The organism is Microbacterium sp. NPDC055455, from assembly GCF_053619935.1.
The window spans coordinates 39,498-55,729 of the sequence record NZ_JBSHLB010000001.1 but is presented as its reverse complement, the minus strand read 5'-3'; the positions used below and the strand labels follow the sequence as shown (position 1 = coordinate 55,729).

Sequence of the window (16,232 nt, the reverse complement as noted above, 5' to 3'; positions counted from 1 at the left end):
TCAGTGCGCGACGCGAGCGCGCAGGTGAGGAGTGACGGATGCCGCGAACCCGGCGGCCGTGCGCTGCACGGCGACGAGCGGGTCGGTGGCCCAGATGTCCTCGTTGAAGATCTCGACCTCGATGTCGCGGTCGTAGCCGGTGGCCTCGACCGCGCGCGTGAGCGATGCGAAGTCGATGACGCCGTCGCCCGGGTAATGGCGGCCGAGGAGCACGTCCGCGGGGAGCGGCGTCTTCCAGTCGCAGACCTGGTACGTGGCGATGCGGCCCTCGCGGCCCGCGCGCTCGATCGACGGGAGCACGTCCGGGTCCCACCAGATGTGGAACGTGTCGACCGTCGCTCCCACGACGGCCGGGTCGAAGTCCGCCGCGATGTCGAGCGCCTGGCCGAGCGTCGAGACGACGCAGCGGTCGGAGGCGTACATCGGATGCAGCGGCTCGATCGCGAGCGTCACACCGGCGGCCGCGGCATCCGGAACCAGCTCGCCGATCGCGTCGCGCACGCGCTCGCGCGCGCCGATCAGGTCGCGCGACCCTTCGGGCAGACCGCCGGCGACGAGCACGAGGATGGCGGTCGACCCCTCGGCCCCGGCCGCCGCGAGCGTCGCCGCCTCTTCGATGGCGACGCGGTTGTCGTCGATCGACGCCCGGCGGGCGGGCCCCTCGGGCATCGTGAAGAAGCCGGCGCGGCAGTGCGTCGTGAAGCGCAGGCCCGAGTCGGTCAGCATCGAGGCGGCCGTGGCCAGGCCCACCTGCTGCACGGGCTCGCGCCACAGGCCGATCGCCTGCACGCCCGCTTCGGCGGTCACGCGCAGCGCGGTCGCCAGGTCGGCGTGCTTGATGGTGGCCTGGTTGATCGACAGACGCGGGTCCACGGTCACGCGATCACCCCCGGGACGTCGATGCCGTTGTGACGCAGCATGCCGTGCCAGCGGATGGCGGCGAGCTCGGGCTTCTCCAGGGCGAGCGACGCGTTCGCGAGCTCGACGATGCGCGACAGGTGGGGGAGGCTGCGCGCGGAGTGCAGGCCGCCGACCATCTGGAACGCCGGCTGGTGGCCGTTGAGCCACGAAAGGAACGCGACGCCGGTCTTGTAGTAGAACGTGGGCGCGGCGAACACCTGGCGGCTGAGCTCCTCGGTGGGGCCGAGGATCTCGAGGTAGCGTGCCGGATCGCCCGCGTCCAGCGCCTGGATGGCCGCCGACGCGACCGGCGTGATCGCGGCGAAGGCGCCGAGCAGCGCGTCCGAGTGCTGACGGGTGCTGTCGGGGTTGCGGGCCGGCTGCGTCGCGTCGGGCACGTCCTGCCCGCCGATGAGGCCGACGTAGTTGAAGTCGTCGCCGGTGAACATGCGCACGCCCTGGGGCAGGCGCTCGCGCACCGACACCTCGGAGGCCGCGTCGAGCAGGCTCATCTTGACGCCCGCGACCTTGTCGGCGTTCTCCTCGATGATCTCCAGCAGCACCGCCGACGCGTCGCGCCAGTCGGGCGACCCGAAGTAGCCCTCCAGCACCGGGTCGAACGCGGTGCCGAGCCAGTGCAGCACGACCGGGGTGGTCGCGGACTGCAGCACCTCGCGGTAGACGCGCCGGTAGTCGTCGGCCGACTGCGCGACCCGCGCGAGGTGGCGGGACGCCATCAGCACCGGGCCGGCACCCTGCTCCTCGGTGAAGTGCAGCTGCTCCTTGTAGGCGTCGATGACCTGGTCGATCGAGATGCGCTCCTCGTCGACATGGTCGGTGTTGACGCCGACGACGACCGAGCCGCCCTCCTCGCGGGCGACCTGCGCCGAGCGGGCGATGAGGTCGCGCGTCGCGGCGGCGTCCAGACCCATGTTCCGCTGTGCGGTGTCCATGGCGTCGGCGACGCCGAGACCCCACGAGTACACCGAGCGCCGGAAGTCCAGCGTGGCGTCCCAGTCGACCTCGGCGGGACGGCCCGGGGTGTTGTCGGCCCAGGTGTGGGGCACGACGTGCGCGGCGGCGTACGCCACGCGGCTGCGGAGCGGGCCCCCGGGCTTCGTGTAGCCCGGGGACTCGTTCAGCGAGACCGCCGACGTCGCGCCGTCGGCCGAGAGAAGTGTGAGCTTCGGCATCCGTTCTCCCGATCAGTCCAGCGACAGCGCGGGCAGCTCGACCTTGCGGCCCTCGCGGCTGGACTGCAGGCCGGCCTCGGCCAGCAGCACGCCGCGCGCGCCGGAGAGCAGGTCGAACTCGTAGTCGGTGCCCAGCACGTACGACTCGAGGAACTCCTCCCACTGCTGACGGAAGCCGTTCTGGAACACGTCGTTCGTGGGCACCTCGGCCCAGTCGGCGTCGTAGTCGTGGTCGTCGGCGAGGTCGGGGTTCCAGACCGGCTTGGGGGTGGCGTTGCGGTGCTGGATCTTCGCGCCGAAGAGGCCCACGACGGCCGAGCCGTGCGTGCCGTCGACGTGGAACTCGACGAGCTCGTCGCGGTTCACGCGGACGGTCCACGACGAGTTGATCTGCGCGACGATGTCGCCCTCGAGCTCGAAGACGCCGTAGGCGGCGTCCTCGGCGGTCGCGGTGTAGTGCTCGCCCTTCTCGTCCCAGCGGTCCTTGATGTGCACGGCGGCCTGTGCGTAGACCGTCTTGACCTCGCCGAAGAGGTTCTCCATCACGTAGTTCCAGTGCGGGAACATGTCGACGATGATGCCGCCGCCGTCCTCGGCGCGGTAGTTCCACGAGGGACGCTGGGCGGGCTGCCAGTCGCCCTCGAAGACCCAGTAGCCGAACTCGCCGCGCACCGACAGGATGCGGCCGAAGAAGCCGGAGTCGATGAGGCGCTTGAGCTTCTGCAGGCCGGGGAGGTAGAGCTTGTCGTGGACGACGCCGGTCTTGACGCCGGCCTCCTTCGCGAGCTTCGCGAGCTCGAGCGCCTCTTCGACCGTCTCGGCCGTCGGCTTCTCGGTGTAGATCGTCTTGCCGGCGGCGATCGCCTTGCGCAGGGCCGAGGCGCGGGCCTTGGTCACCAGGAAGTCGGCGTAGATCTCCCAGCGCGGGTCGGCCAGGGCGGCGTCGAGGTCGGTCGTGTAGTCCTCGATGCCGTGCTTGGCGGCGAGGTCGGCGAGCTTCGCCTCGCTGCGGCCGACGAGCAGCGGCTTGACGGTGACCTTGGTGCCGTCGGCGAGCTCGATGCCGCCCTGGTCGCGGATCGCGAGGATCGAGCGCACCAGGTGCTGGCGGTAGCCCATGCGGCCCGAGACGCCGTTCATGATGATGCCGATCTCGCGCACCTGCGGACGGCCCGAGGTCTCCGCCGAAGCCGGAGCGAGTGTCGTGTCGGTCATGGGGTCCTGCTTTCTTCTCTGAAGGCTGTGGGTACCCGCTCACCGGGCAGTGACGCGGGTAAACGCTTTCCAATAGTGTGACACGGGATTTGTCGGTTCGCAAGCGCTATCCGAAGCGCACAGAATCGGAGGTTTCGAGCGACACTCCGGAGAACGGATGCCTCCTCCCGGCGTGTCGCCCAAGAAGTCCGACGCTGTGCCGCTCCACGCCGCCCCGCGCGGGCCGGTCAGGCCCGCAGCAGCACGCACCCGTGCGGCTCGAGCGTCAGCCGGACGACGGAGCTGCCCGGAGCCACACCGCGCGCCGCATCCGACTGCTCGTGGACGGCCTCCACGGCGACGGATGCCGCGTCCCACACGTCCACGACGCCTGCGGGGGCGGGGCCGAGGCCGAGCGACCGCGTGTCGAACGGCACCTCGCGGGGTTGGTCGGCTGTGTTGAAGACGGCGACCCAGCGTGTCTCGCCGCGCTCGGCCGCCCACACCACGAGGTCTCGCTCGCGCAGCAGCTCGCGGTTGCCGGTGGACTCGCGCAGCACCTCGAGCACGTCGTCGTTCGTGAAGAGGGCGATGGTCTCGGGGGCACTGGTGGGGAGGTCTCCGCCGATCATGAGCGGGGATCGCGCCATGACCCACAGGGTGACCAGCGACCTGCGCTCGGCCAGGGTGAGCGCGCCTTCGCGGGGTTCGCCGCGCTCGGCGCGGATGCCGATGCGGCCGAGGGGCAGCATGTCGGCGTCGGGCCAGCCCTCCGGCCCTGCCAGCGGCGCCCAGCGTGCCAGCCGCGCGAAGTTCGCCTCGACGTCGTCCCACCGGTCCCACAGATCGTCGCAGATCCGCCACATCGTGGCGTGCTGCCGCAGGTGCTCGAGGTGGGCCGCCGACAGGTCCCGTCCGGGCGAGAGCGACAGCGCGATGGCGCGCGGCGCGGTCTCGATCGCCGTCGAGAGGGCTTCGATCTCGGCGGCCTGGTAGGGCCACAGAAGGTCGTCGGCCTTGATGAAGTCGACGCCCCACAGCGCGTACTGGTCCGCTATCGAGTGGTAGTACGCCGCGGCGCCGGGCTTCGAGTGGTCCAGGCCGAGGTAGTGCGGGTTCCACTCGCAGACGTTGGCCGAGTCGGCGACGGCCGCCGCCGTGGCCTCGGCGCCCTGCACGGGCAGGTCGCGCTCGACGGCCAGGCGCGGGATGCCGCGCATGATGTGGATGCCGAACTTCAGGCCGAGTTCGTGCACGCGCGCGGCCAGCGGGGCGAACCCGCGGCCTCCGGCCGACGACGGGAACCGCACCGGGTCGGGCTGCACGCGGCCGAACTCGTCGATCACCAGCGGAGCGGCGTCGTTGTACCCGTGCGACCGCGCGGTCGGATCGGCCCAGTCGATGTCGACCACCACCGTGTCCCATCCGTGGGGGAGGAGGTGCTCGGCCATGAAGGCGGCGTTGGCGAGCACCTCCTCCTCGGTGACGGTGGTGCCGTAGCTGTCCCAGCTGTTCCACCCCATCGGCGGGGTGGGCGTCTTCCGCAGCGTCATGCGAGCCGGATCGCCGTCCACGAGACGGCGGGGAGCGTCACCGACAGCTGTTCGCCGTCGACGGATGCCTCCGCCTCGCGTACGCCCACCCGCTCGGGCGCCTCCAGCGTGTTGGCGGCGTACAGGTCGTCCTCGTGCAGGAGGTGCGACTCCACGACCGAGACCTCGCGGCCGAGCTCGCGCACCAGGGCGGCGAGGTCGACGCGGAGGGTCGCGGCATCCGTCGTCGAACGGTTCACCGCGAACAGCGACACGCCCTCGTCGTCGATGGTCGCCACCGCGTTCAGCGCCGGGACGTCGCCGAATCTCTCGCTGGCGAAGGTGCTCGACGCGACCGGCACGCGCACCGCGTTGCCGCGTGCCAGGCGCGAGGTGATCGAGAACGGGAAGAACGTGGTCTGCCGCCACGCGGGTCCGCCGGGCTCGGTCATGATCGGCGCGATCACGTTGACCAGCTGCGCGAGCGAAGCCGAGCGCACCCGGTCGGCGTGCTGCAGCAGCGTGATCAGCAGGTCGCCGAAGACGACGGCGTCCAGCGCGTGGTACTGGTCCTCGAGCAGACGCGGAGCCACGGGCCACGCCCCGCCCTTGAACTCGTGGCCCGACTCGGTGCCGTCCTCCTTGTGCAGGTACCAGACGTTCCACTCGTCGAACGAGATCATGATGCGCTTGTCGCTCTTCTTCTCCGCGGCCACGGAGTCGGCGATGGCGGCGACGGCCTCGATGAAGCGCGCCATGTCGACGCCGGAGGCCAGGAACTCCTGCGCGTTTCCGTCCTGCTCCTGGTAGTACGAGTGGCACGAGATGTACTCGACGTCGTCGAAGGTGTGCTCGAGGACGGTGCGCTCCCACGACCCGAACGTCGGCATGCCCCGGCCCGACGAGCCGCACACGACGAGCTCGATGTCGGGGTCGAGCATGCGCATCGCCTTCGCGGTCTGCGAGGCGAGCGTGCCGTAGTCGTCGGCGTTCTTGTGGCCGACCTGCCACGGGCCGTCCATCTCGTTGCCCAGGCACCACATGCTCACGCCGAAGGGCGTCGCGCGTCCGTTCGCCGCGCGCCGGTCGGTCCACGCCGTCTGCGCGTCGGCGTTGGCGTACTCGAGCAGGTCGAGCGCCTCCTGCGTGCCGCGCGTGCCGAGGTTGACCGCGAGCATGAGGTCGCTCCCGACGCGGTCGAGCCACGCCTGGAACTCGTGGAGGCCGACCTCGTTCGTCTCCGTCGAGTGCCACGCGAGGTCGAGCCGTCGCGGGCGCTCGGCCTTCGGCCCGATGCCGTCCTCCCAGCGGTACGCCGAGACGAAGTTGCCGCCGGGGTAGCGGATGGTCGAGACGCCGAGCTCCTTCACCAGCTCGACGACGTCGGTGCGGAAGCCCTCCTCGTCGGCGGACGGATGCCCCGGCTCGAAGATGCCGTCGTAGATGTGGCGCCCGAGGTGCTCGACGAATCCGCCGAACAGCCGCCGGTCGATGTCGGCGACCTCGTGGTGCGGGTCGAGGCGGGCGGTCGCGTCCTGCGCGTCGGTCACGGGGTGCTCCTTGGAGGTCGAAGCGCCGGCGATGCGGACGTGCGTCGCCGGCGACGGTTCAGTGGGATGCCGGCTCGTGCCGGAGGATCAGTGAGATGGCGGCCGGCCTCGCGGGGAGGCGGTACCGGGGGAGCACCCCCGGCCCGCACGTGGCGGTGCCGACGCCCGACTGGGCGAGGTCGATCGTCACGTGCGTCTGCCCGTCCGGAGTCAGCTCCCAGTTGTGGGCGGCGCCGGCGAGGGACCGCCGGCTGTGACGCGACACGGTGAGCGCGAAGGGGGCGTCGAGCGAGGACACGTGCAGGGTGCCGGCCTGGGTCGCGATCGCGGCCTCGCGCACGCCGATCCTCGAGCCGCTCTCCTGCGGACGGACGTGGTCCACGGTGAGCTCGTCGGCGTCGAGGTGCCACCAGCCGAACCGCGCGGCCGCGCGCAGGTCGGGGTAGCTGGGCATCGGGCCGTATCCCGCCAGGTCCACCCCGACGGGCGCCGAGGCGAGGACGAAGTCCAGCCCGATCCTCGCCCACTCCGTGATCCAGGTGCCGTGGGGCTCAAGCTCGGCGTCGAGCCGCACGGCGCCGCCCTCGAGGGCGGTCCACCGCAGTCGGGCGTCGACGGCGCTGTCGAGGATGGGCGTCCCGGTGCGGGTGCGCACCGTGACGGCGCCACCCTCGGTCAGGGCGTCCACCAGCCGGGTCACGGTGCGGTCCATGCCGGCCGCGCGCCAGCGCTCGGCGTAGGAGGGCAGGTCGAGCTCGTCGTCGCCGATGTCTCGGTCGTTGTCCGTCGGAGCACGCCAGACGCCCACCGTCGGTCCCGCGATCGCCAGACCGCCCAGGCTCTGCAGGCCTCCGCCCGTGCGGTCGAACCGCGCGGCGCCGACGACGTCGGCGGTCGCGGCGACCGCGGCGGGGGCGGGTGCGACGGGTCGTCCGTCGCGGACGTCCTGGCCGCTCGCGATCACGTGGCCGGCCTCCGCCCAGGCCGATGGTGCGGCCGAGACCGCCTCGACCGTGAGCGCGTCGGCCACGCGGGCCGCGGCATCCGTCCGGCACTCGTCGGGCAGGTCCACCATCGCGGCGGAACGCGGTCCGCAGGCGGGTGTGGGAAGGGTTCCGGATGCCACGACCTCGCCGTCGACGGTGCGCGTCCAGCGCAGCGCGACGTCGGCGAGGTCGCGGAAGTCGTACCGGTTCTCGAGGCGCACGCGCGTGCGCGCGCCGTCGATCCCCACGACGATGGGGGCGATGACGGCCGCATAGTGCAGCAGCCCGGGCCGGGGATTGCGGTCCGCGTCGACGAGTCCGTCGATGACGAAGTTGCCGTCGTGCACGTCCTCTCCGAAGTCGCCGCCGTAGAGGGTCCGGCTCGTGCCGTCCGGGCCGTCGACCGCGATGCCGTGCTCGAGCCACTCCCACACGAAGCCGCCCGCGTGGCGCGGGAAGGTCTCGAAGAGGTCCCAGTACTCCTGGAGGCCGCCGGGGCCGGTCCCCATCGCGTGCGCGAACTCGCACTGGAGGAACGGCAGGGTGCGGCGGCGCACCTCGGCCGGCGTGGCGTCGAAGGGTGCCGGCACCAGCGCCTCCTCGCCGATCGCGCGCACCTCGTCGTGCGTGGCGTACATGCGCGAGTAGACGTCGACGTAGCGGCTCGCGCGATCGCCCTCATAGTGGATGAGCCGGGTGGGATCGGCGGTCTTCGCCCATCGCGCCATCTCCTCGAGATTCGCACCGACGTGCGACTCGTTGCCCAGCGACCACATGATGACGCTCGGATGGTTCTTGTCGCGATGCACCGTCCGGCGGATGCGGTCCAGGAACGCGTCGCGCCACGCGGGGTCGGCGCTCGGGTTGCGGCGCCAGTCGACGTGCTCGAAGCCGTGGGTCTCGAGGTCGCACTCGTCGATCACCCAGAACCCGAGCTCGTCGAAGAGGTCGAGGACGTCCGGATGCGGGGGGTAGTGGGAGGTACGGACCGCGTTGATGTTGTGGCGCTTCATCAGGAGCAGCTCGTCACGGGCCACGTCGGCGTCGTAGACGCGACCGTGCCGCGGGCGGTGCTCGTGACGGTTCACGCCGCGCAGCATGATCGGCGCACCGTTGACGAGGAGCTGCGTGTCCCGCACCTCCACCCGTCGGAACCCGATGCGAAGGGCGACGACCTCCGCCTGGGTGCGGACCTCGGCGTCGTAGAGCCGCGGCTGCTCGGCGGTCCACGGCTCGACCCCGGCGATCCGCAGTGTGTCCGCTGCCGGCGCGTCGATGCCGAGCTCGGGGATCACGATGCGCGCCGCGGCCTCGCCGTCGACGCGGACCGAGACGTCGAGGGTGCCCGCTCCGGTGTCGGCGTCGTAGTCCGCACGCACGAACACGTCGTCGACCCCGCCGTCGGGCCGGGCGAGGATCGTCACGCTCCGGAAGATCCCCGGCAGCCACCACATGTCCTGGTTCTCGAGGTAGGTGGCGTCGCTGAACTGCGCGACGCGGACCGCGAGCCGGTTCGTCCCGGGGACGAGGACGTCCGACACGTCGAACTCGTGCGTGAGCCTGCTTCCACGGGTCGTCCCGAGGAGCACGTCGTTCAACCACACCTCGGCGGCCGACTCGATGCCGTCGAACCGGAGGATGCGGCGGCGATGCGCGATGACCTCGTCCGACGCCGCGAAGTCGAGCCGGTAGTCGCCGATCGGATTGACGTCGGGCGGGTGCGGCGGGTCCACCGGGAAGGGCATCTGCACGTTGGAGTAGGCCGGCGACCCGTAGCCCTGCAGGTTCCAGTGGCCGGGGACCTCGACGACTCCCCAGCCGTCGGCGTCTGCGACGCGCCAGTCCTCGGGCGCGGCCCGGAGGGAGGGCGAGACGCGGAATCTCCAGCGCCCGTCGAGCGACTGGCTGGGCGCATCGGAGCACAGACGAGCGCGCGGGGCGGTGGTGCCGGAGCCGGGGCTGGTGGTGGCGATCTCCATGGGTTCCTCGTCGGTGAGTGAAGAGCGTCAAAGCACCGACCCTACACGGAAGGCGCTTACCCATTCGCTGGGAAATTTGAGGGAAGGCGCTTGCCGGTAGACCAACTTTGCTCTAATGTCCTAACATCGTATCAGCGATCCGCACCGGGCTCCGGCTCCGGCTCCGCACCAGAGGCGCGAAATCCCGCGCCGCATCGACAAGGACGTTGGCCCCTGGACATCCAGGGCGAAAGGGAAATCCAATGAAGCATTCAGCAAAGCCCCGCCTGCGGGTGACTCTCGCCCTCGCCGCCGCCGCGGTCACCGCTGTCGCGCTCACCGGCTGCGGCTCGAACGGCGAAGCCGCCCAGACCGACGAGCCGATCCAGTTCTTCCTCTCGGGCGACGCCAACCAGGGCGGCGGCTACGCCCACATGGCCGAGAAGTACGAGGAGGAGACCGGCGTCGAGGTCGAGATCGTCGACATCGCGAACGACGACCTCGCCACCAAGCTCCGCAACGCCGCGCAGGCCAACGACCTCCCGGCGATCGCCCGCGTCGGCGCCGTCGACCCGGTCTGGCGCAACGCGACGACCGATCTGTCGGACATCACCGAAGGCAGCGAGATCCGCACGGACCTCTCCGACAAGGACGACGACGGCAACGTCATCTCGCTCCCCTCCGACATCACCGCGGTCGGCATGTTCATCAACAAGACGCTGTTCGACGAGGCCGGCGTCGCCTACCCCACCAGCGAGGACGACATCTGGACGTGGGACGAGTACGTCGCTGCGGTCAAGGAGGTCCAGGCCGCGACCGGCACCACGTACGGCATGGTGATGGACAAGTCCTCGCACCGCCTCAAGGCCCTCTTCTACGAATTCGGCTCAGACTACTTCCAGGCCGATGACGAGGGTGTCTTCAGCACGAACGACAACACGAAGGACGCGCTGGAGTTCTTCGGCTCGCTGAACGACGACTCCTTCATGCCGCGCTCGGTGTGGCTGTCGGATGCCGACCCGAACGCGCTGTTCAAGAGCGGCGACGTCGTGTCGTACCTCTCCGGCTCGTGGCAGATCGCGGACTTCGCCGTGAACATCGCCGACTTCGAGTGGGCGTCGGTCTACATGCCGCAGGAGGAGGAGCGCGCGACCAACTTCGGCAACGCCGCATCGATCGTCGTCTTCGAGGGCCCTCAGCAGGAGGCCGCGCACGACTTCATCGAGTGGCTGTACGAGCCCGAGAACTACACCGAGCTGTCGGAGACGTCGTCGTTCATCCCCGCCATCGGCGGCCTGGACATCGAGTACGCGGCGCACGCGGACGCCTTCGACATCTACAACCAGGACATCGCGGCCTCTCCCGACATCGTGGGCGAGATCAAGGCGATGGAGCTGCAGTACGGCGCGCAGGGCGTGACGACCGACGGCGACCCGGTGCGCGACGAGACCGTCAAGTACCTCAACGGCGAGCAGGACGTCGACACCACGATCGAGAACATCAACGCCCTGTTCACCGACCAGCTGGGCGCTCTGGAGTGACCGTGTCCACCACCAAGACCGTCGATGGGCGCAGCGCCGAAACCTCTGCGCTCATCACCGTGGGGCGGCGGACGCAGCGCGTCCGCCGCCCGCGGCGGCGCAGCTCGACGACATTCGTCCTGGCGCCGCTCACCTTCATCGCCGTCTCGGTGGTGCTGTTCGCCCTGTTCTTCCTGTGGCCGGGAGCGCTCGGGCTCTGGTACTCGCTCACCGACTACACCGGTGTCGGAACCCCCGAGTTCATCGGCGTCGAGAACTACGTCGACCTCGCCCAGGACCCGGTGTTCTACAGCGTGCTCGGCCGCACCTTCCTGTACACCCTGCTGTCGGTCCCGCTGCACTACGTCGCGGCGCTCGGGATCGCGGTCCTCCTCACCAACAGCATGGCCAAGGGCAAGTCGACGGCCCGCATCATCTTCTTCCTGCCGTGGCTCATCTCGCCGATCGTCGCCGGTGTCATCTGGAAGTGGCTCTTCGGCGAGAACTTCGGTCTCGTGAACTATCTGATCGAGACGCTCGGCGGCCAGGGCCTGCGATGGGAGACCGACCCGACGCTCGCGCTCGTGCTCATCCTCATCGTGAGCACGTGGGGCGGCACGGCGTTCAACATGCTGCTGTTCATCGCCGCGATCCGCAACGTCCCGCAGTCGTACCTGGAGGCCGCGCAGCTGGACGGCGCCAACAGCTGGCAGCGCTTCTACCGCATCACCCTGCCGCTGCTGCGCCCGACCTCGTTCATGGTGATCCTCCTGACGACCATCGGGTCGATGAAGGAGTTCGCGATGGTCCAGGCGCTCAACGGCGGTGGACCGGGCACCTCGAACATGTTCATGGTCCAGTACATCTACCGCACCGGCTTCGAGCGTGCCGATGTGGGCTACGCCAGTGCCGCATCGATGGTCCTCATGGTGATCCTCATCGTCATCGCGGTCATCCAGATGCGCTTCGACAAGAGGAACGACCTCGCATGACTCTCCGACAAGAGGCGCGACCGCGCCGCCGCGGGCTCCGCTCGCTGCCGAGCACGCTGCTGCTGTGGCTGCTCGCGCTGGGCTTCATCATCCCCGTCGCCTGGTTCATCCTCAGCTCGTTCAAGCCCGGCTCGGAGCTCTTCAGCCTCCCGCTCCGGCTGTTCCCCGAAGACTGGACGATCAGCGGCTACACCACCGCGTGGAACCGGTTCAACTTCGCCCAGTACTTCCTCAACACCTCGATCGTGGCGGTCGTCACCACGGTGCTGACCGTGCTGGTGAGCGCCATGACCGGCTACGCGTTCGCGAAGTACAAGGCCTGGTGGCTGAAGTTCTTCTTCATCTGCGTCCTCGCGACCACCATGCTGCCGACCGAGGTCATCATGCCGAGCTCGTTCGCCGTGGTGCGCGACCTGGGCCTGTACAACACGCTCGCCGGCATCATCGTGCCGTCGATCATCACCGCGACGGGCATCTTCATGTTCCGTCAGTACTTCAAGACGATCCCCGACGAGCTGCTCGAGGCCGCCCGCATCGACGGTGTGTCGGAGTTCGGCGCGTTCTGGCGCATCATGCTCCCCCTCGCGAAGCCGATCGCCGTGGTGCTCGCGATCTTCTCGTTCCAGTGGCGGTGGAACGACTACATCTGGCCGCTGATCGTGCTGAGGGACCCGGACCGCTACACGCTCCAGGTCGCGCTGCGATCCATCGTCGGCGCCGACAACATCGACTGGTCGGTGCTCCTGTCGGCCTCGGTGATCTCGCTGGTCCCGATGGTGGTCCTCTTCGCCATCTTCCAGCGGCAGATCATGAACGCCGATGTGAACTCCGGTCTGAAGGACTGAGATGCCCGACAGATCCCCGTTCCTCGGCGCGCTCCGGAACGCCGTCGCCGAAGACGTGCGGCGGGCGCTCGCCGAGGGCGCGAGCCCCGCGGACAGGCACCGCCGGCTGATGGAGCGCGCCAAGCTCCTGGTCTGCGCCTATCTGTGGCCCGAGTCGGACGATCGGGGCGACCCGGCGCTGCTCGCCGGCGCCGAGGCGAACGTCCGCGCACTGCGGGGGCTCCAGGGACCCGGCGGCCTGTTCATCGGCGGCGACAACGTCGACTCCCCTCCGGACTCGTCCTTCACGGTCAACGACCTCTGCGACACCCTGCAGGTCATCCGCACCGTCGACGCCGCAGCGGGAGACGGCCGCCTGGCCGCGCTCGCCGCCGAGCTGGACGCCGTCGCCGACGCCGTCGAACCGGCGCTCATCGCCGGCGGCGTCCACACGCCCAACCACCGGTGGGAGATCTCGGCGGCCCTGGCGCGGCTGCACCGCCGCCGTCCCTCGGAGGCGCTGCGCCGCCGTGCAGAGGAATGGCTCGCTGAGGGCGTCGACATCACGGCCGACGGCGTCTACTCCGAGCGGAGCGCGAACTATGCCGCGTGGGTGTCCAACCCGTCGCTCACGGCCATCGCCGAGGTGTTCGGCCGGAAGGATGCGCACGCTGCCGTCGTGCACAACCTCGAGAGCACGCTCGGGCTCATCCATCCGGACGACACGGTCGAGACCGTGCACTCGCGTCGTCAGGACCAGCTCACCCGGTTCCCGCTCGGACCTTATCTGGTCGCCTACCGGCGGTACGCCGTCCAGCTGGGACGCGGTGACTTCGCGTGGGCCGCGGAGCGCGCCCTGCGCGACGGCGTCGTCCACGCGCCGTCCACGCTGGCCGACCTCCTGCTCGAGCCCGCCCTCGGCGACGAGCTGCCCGAGGCGACCGCGCCATCCACGCAGGCCTCCTGGGCGCAATCCCGCCTCGTGGTCGACGACAACGCGCAGCGCCGCCTCGTGGTGTTCGGCGGGTCGGACTACCCGCGCTTCCGGCGCGTCCGCTCGGGCCTGTCGACGAACCCCACGTTCCTCCGCCTGTTCGCCGGCGAAGCGGTCCTGGACTCCGTGCGACTCTCGCGCGACTTCTTCGGACTCGGTCCGTTCCGCGCCGACGGTCTCGCGACCGATCGCGACGACGGCGGACTGAGCCACCGGCTGACGGAGACCGTCGCGGCGCACTACTACCAGCCCATGCCCGCCGACCTCCGCTCGCCGTCCGGCGAGTACGAGCTGACCGACGACGGCAGGTTCTACGGCTCGATGGCGTTCGCGCAGCGCGGCCGTGACGAGGTGGCGCTGCGGACCTCGGTCGACGTGCAGCCGACGGATGACGGCGCGATCCTCACCCTCTCCGTCGACGGACCCGACAGTCCCTGGGCGCTCGAGCTCGCCTTCCGTGAGGGCGGGCGGTTCGAGGGCGAGGGCGCGACGCCGCAGGAGAACGGGAGCCACCTGCTCACGCACGGCGCCTGCGTCTACCGGGTCGGCGAGGAGGCGATCGCCGTCGAGGCGGGGGACGCGTACCGCTCGGCCGGCCCAGGCACGTACCACCCGGGCGAGGACTACGCGTTCCTCGGCGCGACCGACGCCGCTGCCGGCTCGCGCCTGTATCTCACCGGACGATCACCCGCACGCCTCGTGTTCAGCCTCCGCGCCGAGCGAGCCGTCCGATGAGTGCGGTGACCGTGGACGCGCTCGAGTTCGACACCCTCCGCGCGCTGCGCGCCGAACGGCCGCACGCCGTCCAGGAGGCGCTCGCGACGCGCCGCCGCCGCGACATCGTGCGCGGGGACGGGCGTCTCTTCATCGTCGCGGCCGACCACCCCGCACGCGGGGCGCTGTCGGTGGGCGACCGCGACCACGCGATGGCGAGCCGGTATCTGCTGCTCCAGCGGCTCGCTGTGGCCCTCAGCCACCCGGGTGTGGACGGTGTGCTGGGCACGCCCGACATCATCGACGATCTCGCCGTCCTGGGCCTGCTCGACGACAAGGTCGTGGTCGGCTCGATGAACCGCGGCGGGCTGCGCGGGTCGGCCTTCGAGATGGACGACCGCTTCACGGGGTACGACGTGCCCGCGATGGTGCGCTCGGGCGTCGACTTCGCCAAGGTGCTGTTGCGCGTGAACCTCGCCGACCCGGCCACCGCGTCGACGCTCGAGTCCGCCGCGCACGCGGTGAGCGCCGCGGCGGAGGCCCGGATGCCGATCATGCTCGAGCCCTTCATGAGCCGCTGGGTCGACGGTCGCATCGGCAACGACCTCACCGCGGACGCCGTCGTGCTGTCCCTCGCGATCGCCGCCGGCCTCGGGGTCAGCAGCGCCTACACATGGATGAAGCTGCCCGTCGTGCCCGACATGGAACGGGTGATGGAGGCGACGACCCTGCCGACGCTGCTGCTCGGGGGCGACTCGGGCAGCGATCCGGACGAGACCTTCTCATCATGGGAGGATGCTCTCGCGCTTCCCGGCGTCCGCGGGCTCACCGCCGGCCGGGCCCTGCTCTACCCGCCGGACGGCGATGTGGCCGCCGCCGTCGACGCGGCCGCCCGCCTGGTCCACACCGATCTCTGACCGAGGAGAACCCATGCGCACGTTCGAGGAGACCCGATGAAGGCGGAGGTCGCCGGCGCCCCGGTGAGCTTCGGCGTCTTCGAGATGACGCCGGACGGCGCGGCCACCGTGTCCGCCGACGACCTGCTCGAGGTGCTGGCCGACGCCGGGTACCGCGGCGTCGACCTGGGCCCCGTGGGGTACCTCGGCCGCGGCGCGGAGCTTCGCGCACGGCTCGCCCGCTTCGAGCTGGAGCTGGCGGGCGGATGGGTGCAGCTGCCGTTCTCGGATGACGAGGCCTTCGAGGCATCCCTCCCCGTTCTGACCGACGCGCTTCGCGTCTTCTCCGACGCGGCGCAGGCGGGCCCCGGGAGGCTGCCGCTGCCGACGCTCGCTGACGACGGCTCCGTGGCGCGCCGCGCCCACCCCGGCCGCGGAGCGGCCGCGGACCCGCTCGCTCCCGAGGCCTGGGATCGCCTCTTCGCGAACACCGAGCGCGCGGCGGCGCTCGTGCGCGCCGCCGGCTTCGAGCCGACCTTCCATCACCACGCCGGCACCTTCGTGGAGTCGCCCGATGAGATCGACCGGTTCCTCGCGAACGTCGACGTCGACCTCACCCTTGACACCGGTCATCTGCTCATCGCCGACGGCGACCCGGCGGAGGCCGTCTCGCGCTGGGGCGATCGCATCAACCACCTGCATCTGAAGGACGTCGACCGCGCCGAGCTGCGGCGGGTGCTGGCGGCCGGCGGCGGCATGGCCGAGGTCTGGTCGTCGGGGGCGTTCACCGCGTTCGGCCGCGGCGATCTCGATCTCGCGCGCGTGATGGATGCCATGGACGAACGCGGCTTCGACGGCTGGGTGGTCGTCGAACAGGACGTGCTGAACGCCCCCGATGTCGCAATCGACACCTTCCGTGTGGCGCGCGGCGACGACCAGCGGGTGAACCGCGCTGCGCTCACGCGCTGGGTCTGACCCA

At 70.6% G+C, this 16,232-nt stretch carries 12 protein-coding genes; 6 read left to right on the top strand and 6 right to left on the bottom strand.

Annotated features, from left to right (window positions below):
- From ACWGUG_RS00205 to ACWGUG_RS00180, 6 genes are all read right to left on the bottom strand, one after another.
- Positions 1-879, bottom strand: coding sequence for a sugar phosphate isomerase/epimerase family protein (locus ACWGUG_RS00205; protein ID WP_378884991.1), 879 nt, complete (start codon positions 877-879; stop codon positions 1-3).
- Positions 876-2,093 carry a dihydrodipicolinate synthase family protein gene (locus tag ACWGUG_RS00200; RefSeq protein WP_378884994.1) on the bottom strand — a complete coding sequence of 406 codons (1,218 nt, stop codon included), beginning with the start codon at positions 2,091-2,093 and terminating at the stop codon, positions 876-878. The genes ACWGUG_RS00205 and ACWGUG_RS00200 overlap by 4 nt, the downstream gene beginning before the upstream one ends.
- Before the next feature lie 12 nt (positions 2,094-2,105).
- Positions 2,106-3,308 carry a Gfo/Idh/MocA family protein gene (locus tag ACWGUG_RS00195; protein ID WP_336394544.1) on the bottom strand — a complete coding sequence of 401 codons (1,203 nt, stop codon included), beginning with the start codon at positions 3,306-3,308 and terminating at the stop codon, positions 2,106-2,108.
- A gap of 227 nt (positions 3,309-3,535) precedes the next feature.
- The gene (locus tag ACWGUG_RS00190) at positions 3,536-4,840 is read right to left on the bottom strand and encodes an alpha-galactosidase (protein ID WP_452323452.1); all 1,305 of its coding nucleotides are present in this window, start codon (positions 4,838-4,840) and stop codon (positions 3,536-3,538) included.
- Positions 4,837-6,369, bottom strand: a complete 1,533-nt coding sequence (arfA, locus tag ACWGUG_RS00185) for an arabinosylfuranosidase ArfA (RefSeq protein WP_452323451.1) — start codon at positions 6,367-6,369, stop codon at positions 4,837-4,839. Before arfA ends, ACWGUG_RS00190 begins: the two co-directional genes overlap by 4 nt.
- Positions 6,370-6,427: 58 nt before the next feature.
- Positions 6,428-9,334, bottom strand: coding sequence for a glycoside hydrolase family 2 TIM barrel-domain containing protein (locus tag ACWGUG_RS00180; protein WP_452323450.1), 2,907 nt, complete (start codon positions 9,332-9,334; stop codon positions 6,428-6,430).
- A gap of 242 nt (positions 9,335-9,576) precedes the next feature.
- Between ACWGUG_RS00180 and ACWGUG_RS00175 the strand changes: the two genes are divergently transcribed.
- The 6 genes from ACWGUG_RS00175 to ACWGUG_RS00150 are packed head-to-tail and all read left to right on the top strand — an operon-like array spanning position 9,577 to position 16,228.
- On the top strand, positions 9,577-10,854 hold the full coding sequence (locus ACWGUG_RS00175; protein WP_336394548.1) for an ABC transporter substrate-binding protein: 1,278 nt from the start codon (positions 9,577-9,579) through the stop codon (positions 10,852-10,854).
- Positions 10,851-11,825 (top strand): carbohydrate ABC transporter permease, encoded by a 975-nt coding sequence (locus ACWGUG_RS00170; protein WP_452323449.1) that lies wholly within the window; start codon positions 10,851-10,853, stop codon positions 11,823-11,825. Before ACWGUG_RS00175 ends, ACWGUG_RS00170 begins: the two co-directional genes overlap by 4 nt.
- Positions 11,822-12,670 carry a carbohydrate ABC transporter permease gene (locus tag ACWGUG_RS00165; protein ID WP_336394550.1) on the top strand — a complete coding sequence of 283 codons (849 nt, stop codon included), beginning with the start codon at positions 11,822-11,824 and terminating at the stop codon, positions 12,668-12,670. Before ACWGUG_RS00170 ends, ACWGUG_RS00165 begins: the two co-directional genes overlap by 4 nt.
- Position 12,671: 1 nt before the next feature.
- Positions 12,672-14,378: a hypothetical protein gene (locus tag ACWGUG_RS00160; RefSeq protein WP_452323448.1), complete on the top strand. Its 1,707-nt coding sequence runs from the start codon at positions 12,672-12,674 to the stop codon at positions 14,376-14,378.
- Positions 14,375-15,274: a Cgl0159 family (beta/alpha)8-fold protein gene (locus ACWGUG_RS00155; RefSeq protein ID WP_336394552.1), complete on the top strand. Its 900-nt coding sequence runs from the start codon at positions 14,375-14,377 to the stop codon at positions 15,272-15,274. Before ACWGUG_RS00160 ends, ACWGUG_RS00155 begins: the two co-directional genes overlap by 4 nt.
- 36 nt (positions 15,275-15,310) lie before the next feature.
- Positions 15,311-16,228: a sugar phosphate isomerase/epimerase family protein gene (locus ACWGUG_RS00150; protein WP_452323447.1), complete on the top strand. Its 918-nt coding sequence runs from the start codon at positions 15,311-15,313 to the stop codon at positions 16,226-16,228.
- The last annotated feature ends 4 nt before the right edge of the window (positions 16,229-16,232 follow it).

Excerpts from the sequence above, each read along its gene's own strand:
- ACWGUG_RS00150 (WP_452323447.1), top strand. The coding sequence starts at position 15,311 with ATGAAGGCGGAGGTCGCCGGCGCCCCGGTGAGCTTCGGCGTCTTCGAG.
- ACWGUG_RS00160 (WP_452323448.1), top strand. The coding sequence starts at position 12,672 with ATGCCCGACAGATCCCCGTTCCTCGGCGCGCTCCGGAACGCCGTCGCC.
- ACWGUG_RS00190 (WP_452323452.1), bottom strand. The coding sequence starts at position 4,840 with ATGACGCTGCGGAAGACGCCCACCCCGCCGATGGGGTGGAACAGCTGG.
- ACWGUG_RS00165 (WP_336394550.1), top strand. The coding sequence starts at position 11,822 with ATGACTCTCCGACAAGAGGCGCGACCGCGCCGCCGCGGGCTCCGCTCG.
- ACWGUG_RS00180 (WP_452323450.1), bottom strand. The coding sequence starts at position 9,334 with ATGGAGATCGCCACCACCAGCCCCGGCTCCGGCACCACCGCCCCGCGC.
- ACWGUG_RS00175 (WP_336394548.1), top strand. The coding sequence starts at position 9,577 with ATGAAGCATTCAGCAAAGCCCCGCCTGCGGGTGACTCTCGCCCTCGCC.
- ACWGUG_RS00155 (WP_336394552.1), top strand. The coding sequence starts at position 14,375 with ATGAGTGCGGTGACCGTGGACGCGCTCGAGTTCGACACCCTCCGCGCG.
- ACWGUG_RS00200 (WP_378884994.1), bottom strand. The coding sequence starts at position 2,093 with ATGCCGAAGCTCACACTTCTCTCGGCCGACGGCGCGACGTCGGCGGTC.
- ACWGUG_RS00195 (WP_336394544.1), bottom strand. The coding sequence starts at position 3,308 with ATGACCGACACGACACTCGCTCCGGCTTCGGCGGAGACCTCGGGCCGT.